Annotated in this window: 12 protein-coding genes; 6 read left to right on the top strand and 6 right to left on the bottom strand. The window is 70.5% G+C overall.

Features of this window, described 5'->3' with window-relative positions:
- Positions 1–4: 4 nt before the first annotated feature.
- Positions 5–877, bottom strand: coding sequence for a TIGR01459 family HAD-type hydrolase (locus V7Q42_RS02315; protein WP_333822166.1), 873 nt, complete (start codon positions 875–877; stop codon positions 5–7).
- 163 nt (positions 878–1,040) lie between these two features.
- On the opposite strand from V7Q42_RS02315, the gene mutL reads away from it, so the two are divergent.
- On the top strand, positions 1,041–2,906 hold the full coding sequence (gene mutL / locus V7Q42_RS02310; RefSeq protein WP_333822164.1) for a DNA mismatch repair endonuclease MutL: 1,866 nt from the start codon (positions 1,041–1,043) through the stop codon (positions 2,904–2,906).
- Positions 2,907–3,080: 174 nt separating this feature from the next.
- Here the strand turns inward: mutL and V7Q42_RS02305 are convergent, their stop codons facing one another.
- The 3 genes from V7Q42_RS02305 to V7Q42_RS02295 all read right to left on the bottom strand — a co-directional run bounded on the left by V7Q42_RS02305 (position 3,081) and on the right by V7Q42_RS02295 (position 7,356).
- On the bottom strand, positions 3,081–4,757 hold the full coding sequence (locus tag V7Q42_RS02305; RefSeq protein WP_333822162.1) for a methyl-accepting chemotaxis protein: 1,677 nt from the start codon (positions 4,755–4,757) through the stop codon (positions 3,081–3,083).
- Positions 4,758–4,966: 209 nt separating this feature from the next.
- Positions 4,967–5,530 (bottom strand): 16S rRNA (guanine(966)-N(2))-methyltransferase RsmD, encoded by a 564-nt coding sequence (rsmD, locus tag V7Q42_RS02300; RefSeq protein ID WP_333822161.1) that lies wholly within the window; start codon positions 5,528–5,530, stop codon positions 4,967–4,969.
- Positions 5,527–7,356, bottom strand: coding sequence for a pseudouridine synthase (locus tag V7Q42_RS02295; RefSeq protein ID WP_333822159.1), 1,830 nt, complete (start codon positions 7,354–7,356; stop codon positions 5,527–5,529). Before V7Q42_RS02295 ends, rsmD begins: the two co-directional genes overlap by 4 nt.
- Before the next feature lie 218 nt (positions 7,357–7,574).
- Between V7Q42_RS02295 and V7Q42_RS02290 the strand changes: the two genes are divergently transcribed.
- A complete protein-coding gene (locus V7Q42_RS02290; RefSeq protein WP_333822215.1) occupies positions 7,575–8,003 on the top strand; it encodes a nucleoside deaminase in 429 nt (142 codons plus the stop codon).
- A 67-nt stretch (positions 8,004–8,070) separates the two neighbouring features.
- Here the strand turns inward: V7Q42_RS02290 and ubiA are convergent, their stop codons facing one another.
- The gene (gene ubiA, locus V7Q42_RS02285; protein WP_333822157.1) at positions 8,071–9,033 is read right to left on the bottom strand and encodes a 4-hydroxybenzoate octaprenyltransferase; all 963 of its coding nucleotides are present in this window, start codon (positions 9,031–9,033) and stop codon (positions 8,071–8,073) included.
- Between the two features lie 407 nt (positions 9,034–9,440).
- Here ubiA and purD point away from each other — a divergent pair, with 407 nt between their 5' ends.
- The 4 genes from purD (at position 9,441) to V7Q42_RS02265 (ending at position 15,090) form a co-directional block, all read left to right on the top strand.
- The gene (gene purD / locus V7Q42_RS02280) at positions 9,441–10,718 is read left to right on the top strand and encodes a phosphoribosylamine--glycine ligase (RefSeq protein ID WP_333822154.1); all 1,278 of its coding nucleotides are present in this window, start codon (positions 9,441–9,443) and stop codon (positions 10,716–10,718) included.
- A 323-nt stretch (positions 10,719–11,041) separates the two neighbouring features.
- Positions 11,042–13,012, top strand: a complete 1,971-nt coding sequence (locus V7Q42_RS02275) for an acyl CoA:acetate/3-ketoacid CoA transferase (protein WP_333822152.1) — start codon at positions 11,042–11,044, stop codon at positions 13,010–13,012.
- Positions 13,013–13,058: 46 nt separating this feature from the next.
- Positions 13,059–13,985 (top strand): alpha/beta fold hydrolase, encoded by a 927-nt coding sequence (locus V7Q42_RS02270; protein ID WP_333822151.1) that lies wholly within the window; start codon positions 13,059–13,061, stop codon positions 13,983–13,985.
- A gap of 199 nt (positions 13,986–14,184) precedes the next feature.
- Complete coding sequence (locus tag V7Q42_RS02265; protein ID WP_333822149.1) at positions 14,185–15,090, top strand: patatin-like phospholipase family protein; 906 nt, start codon at positions 14,185–14,187, stop codon at positions 15,088–15,090.
- Positions 15,091–15,169: 79 nt separating this feature from the next.
- On the opposite strand, the gene V7Q42_RS02260 is transcribed toward V7Q42_RS02265, so the two are convergent.
- Positions 15,170–15,775 carry a DUF6101 family protein gene (locus tag V7Q42_RS02260; RefSeq protein WP_333822147.1) on the bottom strand — a complete coding sequence of 202 codons (606 nt, stop codon included), beginning with the start codon at positions 15,773–15,775 and terminating at the stop codon, positions 15,170–15,172.
- Positions 15,776–15,935: the final 160 nt, after the last annotated feature.

Below are 15,935 nucleotides of genomic sequence, written 5' to 3'. Positions count from 1 at the left end.
CGGCTCACCAGACGAGGCGCGGCAGGAAGGCGGTCACCGACAGTCCCTCGGCCCGCAGGCGCTCCGCCACCCGATCCGGATCCGGCGCATCGGCCGGGCCGAAGTCGGCCGCATGGATGCCGGCGGTGACGAACAGCACGTCGAGCCCCTGGCCGACGGCGCCGCGGATGTCGGTCGGTAGACCGTCGCCGATCGCCAGCAGGCGATCGTCGGCGACCGGCGCGCCGAAGAGCTTCTCGATCCGCCGCCGAACCTCGCCGTAGACCGGCCCGTGGGGCTTGCCGAGCAGCGTCACCTCGCCACCGAATTCTTCCGCGTAGAGCTTGGCCAGCGCGCCGGCGCACCACACCTTTTCCTCGCCGCGCTCGACGATCAGGTCCGGATTGGCGCACAGCATGTGCAGCCCGCGCGCCGCCAGCGCCGCGAGCCGGTCGCGATAGTCGTCCGGCGTCTCGGTGAGGTCGTCGACGAGGCCCGAGCAGACGATGATGTCGGCTTGCGCGTCGCCGACGAGCTCGTGCGGCAGGCCCTCGTAGATCGGCAGGTCGCGATCGGGGCCGACATGGGTGATGCGGCGCTCCGGCCGCGCCATCAGCATCTCGCGGGTGACGTCGCCGGAGGTGACGAGATCGTCGTAGGCCTCGCGCGGGACGCCGAGCTCGGCGAGCTGACGATGGATCGACCCGCAGGGACGCGGTGCGTTGGTGAGCAGAACCACCCGTCCGCCACGGCGGCGGTACTCGACCAGCGCCTCGCAGGCGGCGGGATGGGCCGCGAGACCGTTGTGGACCACGCCCCAGACGTCGCTGATCAGCGCGTCGTAGTCCTCCGCCAGAGCGGAAAGGCCGGAGACGAGCGGAGCGGCGGGTCTGAGCATGGCGGGGTAAGTCCTCGGGAAATCGAAATGGCGTCAGACAAGTAGCGATGCTCCCGCTGCGTCGCAACATGAGTGAACTCGAATTCCAGTCACATCCTGCCGAAACAGGTGACGCGTTCGTGCGAATCCGAGAAGATCGCCGCCTTTCGAGGGTTCCCGCTCCATGATCGTGCATCGCCTGTCGGACACCACCGTCGACCGCATCGCCGCCGGCGAGGTGATCGAACGGCCGGCGAGTGTGGTCAAGGAACTGGTCGAGAACGCCCTCGACGCCGGCGCCACCCGCATCGACGTGGTCACCGCCGGCGGCGGCAAGACGCTGATCCGCGTCACCGACGACGGTATCGGCATGGTGCGCGAGGATCTGGCGCTGGCCGTGCAGCGCCACTGCACCTCGAAGCTCTCCGACGACGACATCTTCCTGATCGAGAACCTCGGCTTCCGCGGCGAGGCGCTGCCCTCGATCGGCGCGGTGGCCCGTCTGTCGATCGCCTCGCGCCACGCGAGCGACGAGCACGGCTGGGAGATCGCCCTCGACGGCGGCCTCGTCGGCGAGCCACGCCCGGCCCCGATCACCCGCGGCACCCGCGTCGAGGTGCGCGACCTCTTCTTCGCCACGCCGGCCCGCCTGAAGTTCCTCAAATCCGACCGCGCCGAGACCGCCGCCATCACCGAAGTGGTCAAGCGTCTGGCATTGTCGCGTCCCGACGTGCGCTTCTCGCTCGCCGGCTCCGACCGTTCGACCCTCGACTGGCCGGCCGGCCGCGGCGAGGGGGCCGACCTCACCCGCATCGCCGCGATCGTCGGCGACGACTTCGTCGACAACGCGCTCGCCGTCGACGCCGAGCGCGAGGGCGTGCGGCTGACCGGTTGGGTCGGCCTGCCGACCTACCACCGCGCCTCCTCGGTGCATCAGTACCTGACGGTCAACGGCCGCCCGGTGCGCGACAAGATGCTGTTCGGGGCGATCCGCGGCGCCTATGCCGACGTCATGTCGTCGGATCGCCACGCCGTCGTCGTCCTCGACGTGGCCCTCGACCCGCGCGAGGTCGACGTCAACGTCCACCCGACCAAAGCCGACGTGCGTTTCCGCGATTCTGCGCTGGTGCGCGGCCTCCTGGTCGGTGCGGTGCGCCAGCAACTCGCCGCCGCCGGCCATCGCGCCACCTCGACCGGTGGCGCGGCGACCCTCGCCGCCCTGCGCTCCGGCTTCGACGCGACGGTCGGCGCCGCGCCGCGCGCCGGGTGGACGCCCCCTGCCGGCCCGCTGTGGCGCGGCGACGAGCGTCGGCCGACGACGCCCTTCGACTGGCGCGTCGCCCCCGAGCGCCCGGGCGGTTCTCCGGCGCCCGGCCTCGCCGAGACCGCGCCGTCGCCCTTCGATGCGGTGATCGTGCCCTCCGCCGACGCTCGCGCCCATGTCGCGCCCCTCGACGAGACGGCCGAGGCGCGCCCGCTCGGGGCGGCGCGCGCCCAGATCCACGCCAACTACATCGTCGCCCAGACCCGCGACGGCCTCGTCATCGTCGACGCCCACGCCGCCCACGAGCGCCTCACCTACGAGAAGCTCAAGCGCCAGATGGCCGAGACCGGGGTCGCCCGCCAGATGTTGCTGATTCCCGAAGTGGTGGAATTGCCGGAGGAGGATGTCGCCCGCCTGCTCGCCCGCGCCGACGACTTCGAGAAGGTCGGCCTCACGCTCGAGAGCTTCGGCGGCGGCGCCGTGGCGGTGCGCGAGGTGCCGGCGATCCTCGGCGCCGGCGACGTCGCCGGCCTGGTGCGCGATCTCGCCGACGATCTCGCCGAATGGGACGCCTCCGACCGCGTCGGCCGCCACGTCGACGAGGTGCTCGCCACCATGGCCTGCCACGGCTCGGTGCGCTCCGGCCGCCGCCTCAGGCCGGAGGAGATGGACGCTCTGTTGCGCGAGATGGAGGCGACCCCCGCCTCGGGTCAGTGCAACCACGGCCGCCCGACCTGGGTCGAGCTGAAACTCGCCGACATCGAGCGGCTCTTCGGCCGCAAGTGAGCCTCGACGACGCGGCACTCCGCGACGGCGTGAAGGCACACCCCGAAAAGAGATCGGCCCGGACACCGCGTGGGGAACGCGATGTCCGGGCCGAGGGCGTGTCGTCGGAGCTGTGATCGACGGTCACGCGGGGAGCTGGAGCCGGCGTCGCGAAGCGGTCCGCCGAAATCTCGATCAGGCGGCGCGCAGCGTCGCCACGAAGCTTTCGACCTGCCGGGTGAGCTCGTCGGCTTGGCTGGAGAGGTCGGCGGAGAGGCCCATCAGCCGGTTCGCCGCGGCACCCGTCGTCTCCGCCGCCCGGCCGACGCCGGCGATGGTGTCGGTGACCTGCGCCGCACCCTGCGCGGCGCGATGGGTGTTCTGCGAGATCTCCTGGGCCGCGGCGCCCTGCTGGGTCACCGCGCCGGCGATCGACGAGGTGACCTCGCGGATCGAGCCGATGGTGCCGACGATGCGCGAGATCGAGCCGACCGTCTCGGCGGTCGCCGACTGGATCTCGCCGATCTTCAGCGCGATCTCGTCGGTCGCCTTGGCGGTCTGCGCGGCGAGCTGCTTGACCTCGGAGGCGACCACCGCGAAGCCCTTGCCGGCCTCGCCGGCGCGCGCCGCTTCGATGGTGGCGTTGAGCGCCAGGAGATTGGTCTGCCCGGCGATGTCCTTGATCAGCTCGACGACGTCGCCGATCTTCTCCGCCGCTTGCGACAGCAGCCGGATGTTCGCTTCGGTGTTGGCCGCTTCCTCGGCCGCCGCCTGGGCCACTTCGGTCGACTGGCCGACGCGGCCGGTGATCTCGCGCACCGACGCCGCCAGTTCCTCGCTCGAGGTGGCCACCGTCTGCACGTTGGTCGCCGCGTCGCTCGCCGCGTCGGCGACCGAACCGGCCTGACGCGAGGTCTCCTCCGCCGTCGCCGACAGGTCGCTCGCCGCGCCGGCCACATCGCCGGAGGACTTCACGAAGCCGCGCGCCAGCGTTCCCATGGTGGCCATGAAACGATCGGCGATCTCGCGGCGCTCCTTGGCCATACGCTCGCCGACTGCCCGGTCCTTCTCCGACTGTTCGCTGCGCAGCCGCTCCGCCTCGGCGAGGCCGTCGCGGAAGACGACCAGGGTGCGTGCCATGTCGCCGATCTCGTTGGCGCGGCCGACCGAGGGGATGTTCGCATCGAGACGCCCGCCGGCGATCGCCTGCATCGCCGTGGTCAGACCGCGCAAGGGGCCGGAGACGCCGAAGACGACGAACGCGCCGGCGCCGAGACCTATGACGAGGCCGACCGCCGCCAGCACCAGAGACACGAAGAGGCTCGAGCGATAGGCCCCGTCGATGTGGCCACTCTCCTCGTCGGCATGCCGCGTCTGCACGCCGATCGAGCGATCGAGTAGCTGGAGGGTCTTGTCGAAATCGGGAACCGATCGGGCGAGTGCGCTCGCCGCGCCCGAACGGTCGGTGAGGCGCTTCAGCGACAGCGCCTCGTTCAACGCCTTGCCGTCTTCGGCCCAGCGCTGCTCGAACTCGGTCCACAGCGCCTGTTCTTCCGCGTCGAGACCGCTTTCCTCATAGGAGCGGAACAGCGCGTCGAGCTTCTTGGCGTTGATGTTGATTCGCTCGTCGATCGCCTGGCTGGCGGTCGGGTCCTCGTCGATCACCAGGCTCGCCACCTGGAGGCGATGTTCGGTGACCGCCTGTTTGATGTCGGCGATCCGCCTGAGCGACGGCATCGCGTTGGTGGTCACGTCCGTGGCGCCCTGCTGGATCGTGCGCAGCTGCAGCACCCCCAGGCCGCTCTGCACGCCCAGAAACACCACGAGCACGCCGACGACGGCGATCAACGACGCCTTGACCGAAATACGCATGTCTCGTCCCCGTTCCCCGACCGTCGCCACACCGGCGATCTTTTTCATCGACCCGGGGAGATCTTGGCGGAGGAGCGTTAAACGGGAATTAAATCGGCGGTACTCGTCGAGAAGACGACGGTCTCTTTCGAGCGCGGGCCGGCCATGACCTTACGACAGGACAGAAAACGGCCGCCGAATTCATGCGTCGGCGACCCTTCGGCGAAATTTCAGCCGAGGATTACGTGGCGTAAAAAGATCAGCTGCGTCTCGCCCTGCGCGCGGGCGTCGATGGTCTCGAAGCCGGCGGGGATCGAGACCTCCGCCGCGGCGCTCTCCTCGACCACCACGATCGCCGGCGGCTTCAGCCAGCCGCCGGCCAGCAGGGCGGCGAGCGCCGCGTCGGCCAGCCCCTTGCCGTAGGGCGGATCGAGGAAGGCGATGTCGAAGGGCTCCATCGGCGCGCAGCGCCCGAGCTTCGTCGCGTCGCGCCGCCACAGCTTGGTGACGCCGGTCGTATGGGTCGCTTCGATGTTGGTGTGGATCAGACCGCGGGCCTCCGCCGCCTCCTCGACGAAGAGGCAGAAGCGGGCGCCGCGCGACAGCGCCTCGAGGCCGAGCGCCCCGGTGCCGGAGAACAGGTCGAGGACGCGGGCGCCGTCGACCGGATCGCCGAGGCCGTGGGCGAGGATGTTGAACAGGCTCTCGCGCAGCCGGTCCGAGGTCGGTCGGATCGCCTGGGACTTCGGTCCCTGGAGATGCGTGCCCCGGAACCGTCCGCCGACGATCCTCACGAACGGCCCCCGCGCGGCCCCTTGCCGCTGCCGCGCGGCCCTTTCGGTCCCGGCCCCTTGCCGCCGCGGCCCTTCGGTCCGTCGGGACCGGGACGCCCGCCCGACTTCGGCGCGAAGCCGCCGGCCTCACCGTCGCGGCCGCCCTTCTTGCCGCCCGGGTTCATGCCACGCGGCCCACGCGGGCCGAAGCTCGAGCCCTCCGGACGGGGCTTGAACCCCTTGCTCTTCGACGCGCCTTCGGGCCGATCGCGGAAGCCGGCGGTGCGGCCCGCTCCCTCGCCCTGGGGACGATCGCGGAAGCCTTCCGAGCGCGGACGCCCTTCGCCACCCGGGCCGCGATCGCGATACCCTTCCGAGCGATGGCCGCCGTCACGGTAGCCTTCCGAGCGGAAGCCGCGCTCGCCGCGCGGCCGATCGCCGAACCCGCCGGGTTTGCCGCGACCTTCGCCGCGCGGGCGCTCGTCGCGCTGCGGCCGGCCGCGCCCCCCCTCGCTCCGGCCGCCGCCTTCGCCGCGATCGCGGTAGCCTTCACCGCGCGGACGGTCGTCGCCCGGCCGTCCACGGAACCCTTCCGACCGCGGCCGCAGATCCTCGCTGCGGTCGCGGAAGCCGGCCGAACGATTGCCACCGTCGCGGAACCCTTCCGAACGATAGCGACGTTCGCCACTCTCGCCGCGGCCTTCGCCCTGCGGCCGATCGCGGAAGCCGGCGCTTTTCGGCGCGCCGCCCGGCCGTCCGCGGAACCCTTCCGACCGGAACGGCCGATCGCCGCGGTCGTCGCCGCGACGGTCCTCGGAGAACCGCCCGCCGCGTCCCTTGCCGGCCTCGTCCCGCTCGCCGCGTTCGTCGCGGCGGCGCTCGCCGGTGCCGACGAATTCCATCTTGGTCCGCTCGCGTCCGCGGCCCTTGTCGTCGCGGCCGCCGCGCTTCGGGCGATCGGCCTCCTCGCCCGCCGGGGTGAAGCCCTTGATGCGACGCTTCGGGGCCTCGTCGCCGTCGCCCTCGCCGTGGATGTGATGAACCAGCGGCGCGTCGAAGTCGGCGCCCGATTCCGTCACCAGTCGCTTGCCGAGCTGGTCGCGCAGCACCCGGCCGCGGATCTCGCGGATCTCGCCTTCCTCCAGGTCGGCGAGCTGGAACGGCCCGAAGGAGATGCGGATCAGTCGGTTGACGGTGAGCCCGAGAGTGGCGAGCACGCGCTTCACTTCGCGGTTCTTGCCTTCGCGCAGGCCCAGCACCAGCCAGATGTTGGAGCCCTGCACCCGGTCGATCATCGCCTCGATCGGCCCGTAGTCGACGCCGTCGATCGAGATGCCGTTCTTCAGTTCGTCGAGCGCCGCCTGATCGACCTCGCCATAGGCGCGCACCCGGTAGCGCCGGAGCCAGCCGGTCGACGGCAGCTCGAGCACGCGGGCGAGGCCGCCGTCGTTGGTCAGCAGCAACAGCCCCTCGGTGTTGATGTCGAGACGGCCGACGGTGATCACCCGCGGCATGTCGTCGGGCAGCACCGAGAAGACGGTCGGCCGACCCTCCGGATCGGAGGTGGTGGTGACGAGGCCGCGCGGCTTGTGGAACAGCCACAGTCGCGTGCGTTCGCGCGTCGGCAGCGGCTTGCCGTCGACGGTGACGCGGTTCGCCGGGCCGACGGTCACCGCCGGCGTGGTCAGCACCACCCCGTCGACCGCGACGCGGCCGGCCGCCACCCATTCTTCCGCCTCGCGGCGCGAGCACAGGCCCGCGCGCGCCAGCACCTTGGCGATGCGTTCCTGCTCGCCGCCCTTCGCGTCGCTTTCGCGCGCGGTCTCGTCCTTCGGGGTCTTGGTCATGGCGCCCATCTAGAGCAAAGCCTCGGGAAATGTAAGCGGCGAACCGCGGATTTCTCGCGCCTTTCCCGCCCGTGGCCGGCGTCGGGACGGCGGGGTTCCCGGCGGCGGCGCTCTTCGGGGCTCCGCCGCCTCTTGGTGGGGGCGCGGACGGGGTCTATTCTCGCGGGCGCTCCCCGAGCCGCGGAGACGACATGGCCGAGACGCATTACGAGTCGCACATGGATCGCGCCCTGCGCGAAGCCGCCGCCGCGGCCGAGGACGGCGAGGTGCCGGTCGGCGCCGTGGTCGTCCACGAAGGCGTGGTGGTCGCCACCGGCCGCAATCGCGTCGTCGCCGACCACGATCCGACGGCGCATGCCGAAATCGTCGCCCTGCGCGAGGCCGGCCGCGAACTCGGGTCCGAGCGCCTCACCGACTGTGATCTGTGGGTGACGCTCGAGCCCTGTCCGATGTGTGCCGGAGCGATCTCCTTCGCCCGCATCCGCCGCCTCTACTACGCAGCACAGGACCCCAAGGGCGGTGCGGTCGAGAACGGCGTGCGCTTCTTCTCCTCGCCCTCCTGCCACCATGTGCCCGAGGTCTATTCCGGCCTCGCCGAGCGCGAGGCGAGCGAGATGCTGAAGGAGTTCTTCAAGGTGAGGCGGTGAGAAGCCGCCGGATGGGTCGGGCCCGTGCGACGAGCTGCAGGCGAACGACACCGGTGGCCTCGCCCTCTCACATCAGATGCCGCGCCGCGTCCGCCACCAGTCCGGCGAAGAAGATCCATCCGGTCCAGCGGTTGGCGCGGAACAGCATCAGGCAGACGTCCGGGTCGTCGATGTCGAGGCGGAAGATCTGCCAGACGAGGTGGGCGGCGAAGGCGGCGAGCCCGGCCCAGGCGAAGGGGCCGACCCCGGCGAGGGTGAGCGCAACGCCGAGAAGGATCACCGTCGCGCCGTAGAGGCCGGTGAGCCACGCCTTGGTGTGGTGAGCGAAGAGCCGTGCCGTCGAGCGCACGCCGACGATCTCGTCGTCCTCCTTGTCCTGGTGCGCGTAGATCGTGTCGTAGCCGATCGTCCACAGGATGCAGGCGACGTAGAGCACGAAGGGCGCGACATCGAGCCGGCCGAGCGCCGCCGCCCAGCCCATGAACGCGCCCCAGGAGAAGGCGAGGCCGAGAAAGAACTGCGGCCAGTCGGTGATCCGCTTCATGAACGGATAGATCGCCACGACGATGAGCGAGGCGAAGCCGACCAGGATGGTGAACCGATCGAACTGCAGGAGGACCAGGAGACCGACCAGCGCCTGCACTCCGAGGAAGATCCGCGCCTGTCGCACCGTGACCTGCCCCGAGGGGATCGGTCGCGACCGGGTGCGGGCGACCTTCTCGTCGATGTCGCGATCGACGAGGTCGTTCCAGGTGCAGCCCGCGCCGCGCATGGCGACCGCGCCGATCAGGAACAGCACGAGATGCCACGGGTTCGGCCACGGCCGCCCGGCATGATCGGCCGCCAGCGCCGCCGACCACCAGCACGGCCACAGCAGCAACCACCAGCCGATCGGCCGCTCCCACCGCGCCAGACGCGAATAGGGCCGCAGCCACTTCGGCAGCAGCGTGTCGGCCCAATGGCCCCGAACCGCATCCGAGACGATGCCGGCGTCGGTCGGACCGGGTGACGGGGAGGGGGCGGTGGTCATCGGCGGGATCTCCGGGCTGCCATTGGGGGTGCCCCGATCGGCGGCCGGCGTCAAGGGCGGAGGCTCCACCTTCGAACCGCACCGGCGATCGAACGAACACGAGGCCGTCATCCCCGGTGGGACGCGAAGCGGAGGGGAAGGGGATCCAGCGGCGGTTCGACCTGCGGATGGGCCGATGGATCCCCTTCCCTCGCTCCGCTCGCCGGGGATGACGGTCGTGGGCGTATCGACGGATCGCGCCGAGTCGTATGCCGTCCGAGTTGAGCGAAGGACGTGGCGTCCGGGTGTGTGTGCGGATGATCGGCGCCGACGCGAGCTGCGAGGTCGTCCCCTCATCCGGACTCGACGCTTCTCCCCCCGGCTGCTAGATCGCGGGCCGAAAGCGCGGTGATCCGGGGAGACATGCGATGAAGGTGCTGCTGATCGGTTCGGGTGGCCGCGAGGATGCGCTCGCCCATGCGCTCGCCCGCTCGCCCAGCCTGACGAAGCTCTTCGCCGCCCCCGGCAATCCCGGTATCGCCCGCGTCGCGACTTGCGTCGCCCTCGACACCGCCGACCACGCCGCGGTGATCGCCTTCTGCAAGGCCGAGGCGATCGATTTCGTCGTCGTCGGCCCGGAAGTGCCGCTGGTCGCCGGCATCGTCGACGATCTGGCGGCCGCCGGCATCGCCGCTTTCGGCCCGTCGAAGCTCGCCGCCCGGCTCGAGGGCTCCAAGGGCTTCACCAAGGACATCTGCGCCAGGTACGGCATCCCGACCGCCGCCTACGGCCGCTTCGGCGACCTGTCCGCCGCGCTCGCCTATCTCGAAAAGGTCGGCGCGCCGATCGTCGTCAAGGCCGACGGGCTGGCCGCCGGCAAGGGCGTCACCGTCGCCACGACCATGGACGAGGCCCGTGCCGCCGTCTCCGACTGCTTCTCCGGCGCTTTCGGCGCGGCCGGCGCCGAGGTGGTGATCGAAGCGTTCCTGGAGGGCGAGGAGGCGAGCTTCTTCGCGCTGTGCGACGGCGACACCGCGCTGCCCTTCGCCTCGGCCCAGGACCACAAGCGCGTCGGCGACGGCGACACCGGCCCCAACACCGGCGGTATGGGCGCCTATTCGCCCGCCCCGGTGATGACGCCCGAGATGTCCGAGCGCGTCATGGCCGAGATCATCCGCCCGACGGTGGCGGCGATGAAGGCGGAAGGCTGCCCGTTCAAGGGCGTCTTCTTCGCCGGCCTGATGATCACCGCGAAGGGTCCCGAGCTCATCGAATACAACACCCGTTTCGGCGACCCCGAGACCCAGGTGATGGTGGAGCGCCTGGAGAGCGACCTGCTCGACCTGCTCCTCGCCTGCGCCGAGGGGACGCTGGCCGAGAAGACCGTCGCGCTGCGCGACGAGACGGCGCTCACCGTCGTCATGGCGGCGAAGGGCTACCCGGGTGCCGTCGAGAAGGGCTCCGAGATCCGCGGCATCGATCGCGCCGAGGCGATGGCGGGCGTCAAGGTCTATCACGCCGGCACCAGGGCCGCCGGCGACCGTATCCTCGCCGCCGGCGGTCGCGTGCTCAACGTCACGGCCCGCGGTGCCTCGGTCGCCGAGGCGCAATCCCGCGCCTATGCCGCGGTCGACGTCCTCGACTGGCCCGAGGGCTTCTGCCGCCGCGACATCGGCTGGCGCGCCGTGGCGCGCGAGAACGCGTGAGCGCGGGTGCCCCGCGGGGCCCACGGTTCGCCGCGACGCACGAAGGGCACGGGTAGGGACGGAGGCTGCCACGATCTCCCCCTTCTCCCCTTGCGGGAGAAGGTGCCCGAAGGGCGGATGAGGGGTCTGGACCTCGCCTCCGTTACGGAGTTCGTGGCTCGCGCCCGGATGCCGCTTCGCGGCGCCCCCTCATCCGGCCCTGCGGGCCACCTTCTCCCGCGAGGGGAGAAGGGGAGTGCGCGGAACGGCTACTCGCCCCGCCCGCTTCCCCCTCTCGCCCTCCTCTGGCAGTCTCTTCCCTCGAACCATCGTGAGGAAGACCCATGCCGCAGCATCCGGCCCTGCCGTTCCTGAGATCCGCTGAGAAGGGCAAGGTCGTCACCGCGGCCGAGGCCGTGCGGCTCATCCACGACGGCGACACGGTGGCGACCGGCGGCTTCGTCGGCATCGGCTTCGCCGAGGAGATCGCCGTGGCGCTGGAGGAGCGCTTCGTCGCCGGCGAGGGGCCGCGCGATCTCACTCTCGTCTACGCCGCCGGCCAGGGCGACGGGAAGCATCGCGGCCTCAATCACTTCGCCCACGACGGGATGGTGAGGCGCATCGTCGGCGGCCACTGGGGGCTCGTCCCGAAACTGCAGAAGATGGCGGTGGACAACAAGGTCGAGGCCTACAACCTCCCCCAGGGAGTCATCAGCCATCTCTTCCGCGACATCGCCGCCCATCGCCCCGGCCATCTCACCTCGGTCGGCCTCGGCACCTTCGTCGATCCGGTGAACGGCGGCGGCAAGCTCAACGCGCGCACCACCGAGGACATCGTCGAGCGCGTCCACATCGCCGGCGGCGATCATCTCTTCTATCGCGCCTTCCCGATCCAGGTCGGCATCATACGCGCCACCACCGGCGACAGTGACGGCAACCTCACCATGGAGAAGGAGGCGCTGACCCTCGAGGCATTGGCCATCGCCATGGCGGTGAGGAATTCCGGCGGCATCGTCATCGCCCAGGTCGAGCGTGTCGCCGAGGGCGGCAGCCTCGACCCGCGGCAGGTGAAGATCCCCGGCGTCATGGTCGACTGCGTCGTCGTCGCCCGCCCCGAGAACCACTGGCAGACCTTCGCCACCCCCTACGATCCGGCCTTCTCCGCCGAGATCCGGGTGCGCGCCGGCTCGATCCCGGCGATGGCGATGAGCGAGCGCAAGATCATCGCCCGCCGCGCCGCGCTGGAACTGAAGCCCAACGCCGTGGTCAATCTCGGTATCGGCATGCCCGAGGGCGTCGCCGCGGTGGCGGCGGAGGAGAAGATCATCGATCTGATCACGCTGACCGCCGAGCCCGGCGTCATCGGCGGCGTGCCGGCGAGCGGTCTCAACTTCGGTGCGGCGATCAACACCCAAGCGGTGATCGATCAGCCCTATCAGTTCGACTTCTACGACGGCGGCGGCCTCGACGTCGCCGTCCTCGGCCTCGCCCAGGCCGACGCCCACGGCAATCTCAACGTCTCGAAGTTCGGCCCGAAACTCGCCGGCGCCGGCGGCTTCATCAACATCTCGCAGAACGCCAAGCGCGTGGTCTTCGTCGGCACCTTCACCGCCGGCGGCCTCCAGGTCGCGGTGGAGGACGGCAAGCTGCGGATCTCGAAGGAAGGCCACACCCGCAAATTCGTCCGCGAGGTCGAGCACAAGACCTTCTCCGGTGCGCTCGCCGCGGCGCGCGGCAAGTCGGTCCTCTACGTCACCGAGCGCTGCGTCTTCGCGCTCCGCCCCGACGGTCTCGAACTGGTCGAAGTGGCCCCGGGCATCGACGTCGACCGCGACATCCTCGCCCACATGGCCTTCCGCCCGCTCCTCCCGCGCGATCCCGCCCCGATGAACCCGCGCATCTTCGAAGAGCCGACCATGGGCCTGCGCGAGGACCTGCTCGGCCAGCCGCTCGCCCAGCGCTTCGTCCTCGATCCGGCGCGCGGCGTCTTCTTCGTCAATCTCGAGCGCTACGCCCTGCGCCACGCCTCCGACATCGACGCCATTCGCGCCATCGTCGAGGAGAAGCTGGGGCCGCTCGCCGGCAAGGTGCGGGCGGTGGTCAACTACGACAACTTCACCATCGTGCCGGAACTGCTCGACCCCTACACCGCCATGGTCCAAGGTCTGGTCGAGCGCTTCTATTCCGATGTCGCCCGTTACACGACGAGCGGCTTCCTCAGGATGAAGCTCGGCGACGCGCTGGCCGAACGCGGCCTCGCGCCACACATCTACGAGACCGTCGAAGCGGCCACCAAGGCGCGCGGATCGTCCTGAGCCTTCGACCGTCGTTTTTTCCCGCCCGTCCCAACGGAGGCGTTCCATGGATCTCGCCGATCTCTTTCCCGGTTTCGAAGCCAAGACCGTCGACACCGGCGAAGTGAAGATCTTCTGCCGCATCGGCGGGCGCGAAGACGCCCCGCCGCTCGTCTGTCTGCACGGTTTCCCCGAGACCCACGTCATGTGGGCGAAGGTCGCGCCGAAGCTCGCCGAACGCTTTCGCATCGTCCTGCCCGACCTGCGCGGCTACGGCTGGTCGGGCGTGCCCGAGGTCGAGCCCGACCACACCCAGATGTCGAAGCGCACCATGGCCCGCGACGTGGTGGCCCTCATGGAGGATCTCGGCCACGCCCGCTTCGCCCTCGTCGGTCACGATCGCGGCGCCCGTGTCGGCTACCGCTTGGCGCTCGATCATCCGGGACGGCTGACCAAACTCGCCCTCCTCGACATCGTCCCGACCTCGGCGATGTGGGCCCGCATGGACGCCGGCTTCGCCATGAAGACCTACCACTGGCTCTTCCTCGCCCAGCCGGCGCCGATGCCCGAGCGGCTCATCGCCCGCGGTCCGGAGGAATGGCTCGAACACACGCTGGCGAGCTGGACCAGGGCGAAAGACCTCTCGCCCTTCGGCAGGAAGGCTCTGGCCCACTATCGCGCCTTCTTCTCCGTCCCCGAGCGCATCGCCGCCACCTGCGAGGACTATCGCGCCGGCGCGACCTTCGATCGCGCCCTCGACGAGGCCGATCTCGCCGGAGGTCGCCGCATCGACGTGCCGACCCTGGTGCTGTGGGGCACCGCCGGCATTCCCGCCGGCCCGACCGGCTCGGATCCCGCAGCCGGCCCGCTCGCGGCTTGGCGACCCTTCATGGCCGAGGGAACGCCACTCACCGGCGACGGCGTCGACGCCGGACACTTCCTCCCCGAGGAAGCGCCGGAGGAGACGGCGGCGAAACTCCTGGCCTTCCTCTGACGATCGGGCCGGAGCCCTTTCCTTCGCGGTCGCGAGATCCCATGTGATACCGGAGAGCATCGGAAATGCCCGAGGCCATTCGTCACGCGAATTTCTCATGCCTCTGATGAAAATGAGAAAACACGTGTCGTCGAAGGCCGGGTGCGCCCGCACCTTCGGCCTCGGCACCGAAGGGAAGTGCAGCGAAGGACGGAAGGCGATGTCCGAACCCAGGATCGGATTGGTGCTCGGCGGTGGCGGCGCCCGCGGCATCACCCATGTGCCGGTGATGGAGGCGCTCGACGACCTCGGGCTGACGCCGACGGCGATCGCCGGCACCTCGATCGGCGCCGTCTACGGCGCCGGCCGGGCGGCGGGTCACACGGGCGCGGACCTGCGCGCCATGACGCTCGAAAGCTTCGGCAATCGCGCCGCCGCGCTCGCCAAGCTGTGGGCGCTGCGGCCGAAGAAGCTCGGCGACCTCCTCACTTCGGGTTTCGGCCTCGGCCAGATCGATCCGGAGAAGATCCTGGCGACTTTCGCCGGCGACGCCATCCGGCCGCGCTACGAAGATCTCGCCATCCCGCTCACCGTCGTCGCCACGGACTTCTACGGCGGTCGCGCCGCGCTCCTCACCTCCGGTGACCTGCGCCGCGCCGTCGCCGCCTCGATGGCCATCCCGACGCTGTTCCGCCCGGTGACGATCGACGGCCGTGTCCTGGTCGACGGCGGCATCGTCGAGCCGGTGCCGGTCGGGGCACTGCCGGTCGAGGTCGATCTGCTGATCGCCGTCGACGTCGTCTCCTATCCCGAGCCGGCCGACGGCAAGGCGCTGCCCGGTGCGCTCGAGGCGGTCTTCGGCGCCAGCCAGCTGATGATGCAGCAACTCGCCGCCGCCCGCTTCGAGCGCCATCCCCCCGACGTGCTGATCCGCCCGCCGGTCAACCACATCCGCGTCCTCGACTTCCTCGAGGCCAAGCGCATCCTGACCGAGAGCGAGAGCGTCAAGGAGGAGGCGAAGCGCCGGATCGCCCGCCTCGTCGAGGCGCACATGGCCGAACCGGTGGCGAGCCTCGAGGCGCCGCGCCGCCGCCGTTGGCTGCCGCTGATGCTCGGCCGCGGCTGACCCGCTCGATCGGCGCGCACGAAAGAGAAGAGCCCGGCGTGTCGGCACCGGGCTCCGGATCTTCCCATCGATGGACGCGTCACTCTCTCCCGAACAATTCGTTCTTCGCCATCACCACCGGCTCGGCCGGCATGCGGCCGGTCTTGCGGCGGGTGAGGAACCGCGGCCGACGGCCGTTCATCACCGAACGCGCCCGGCGCGGCCGCGCCCGACCGACGACCACCTGACCGATGCGGGTCTCGATCTCGCGCCACGATCCGTCGACCTCGACGATCAGCATCGGCAGTCCGAGGACCCGCGCCCAGGCCTTCCAATCCGCCACGACCTCGGCGAGGTCACTCGCCATGGTCAGCGGCAGTGACAGCTGCGGGTCGCGGTGCATCAGCTCGACCACGGCGATCCCGTCGCCGTCGCCGGCCCCGTCGGCGCCGATCGTCTCGGGCACCATGCGCACCGCCACGCCTTCGAAGGCGGCCATCGGCAGCCGCATCGCCATCGGGATGCCCGACGGCAGATGGCGACAGATCGACGCCATGTGCTTTTCCAGGAACACCGCCGCCGGCCCCATCGGCTCGCCGCTGCGCGGATCGATGCCGGTGTCGTAACGGAACCGGTGCGGCAGGGAGAACGGGTCCAGTCTGACCGGCTCCACCGCGTGATGGAAGGTCTCTTCGACCGTCTCCATCGTCTTCGTCGCTCGACGTCCCAAATTCGCCTCCTGCGGGCCTCTGTTCTTCTGATGAAGACCTCGCTTGTTCGGACGGATCTTGACTCGCCGACGATGAAAGCCGGCTTGAGAAAGCTGGTTGAATTTTCGTTGATGGGGAAAGGGTTATCGGAGTCTC

The sequence above is a fragment of the Pinisolibacter sp. genome (assembly GCF_036782435.1).
GTDB lineage: Bacteria > Pseudomonadota > Alphaproteobacteria > Rhizobiales > Ancalomicrobiaceae > CALBKH01.
The sequence above is the reverse complement of the archived record's forward strand: the minus strand, read 5'-3'. Positions and strand labels throughout refer to the sequence as shown.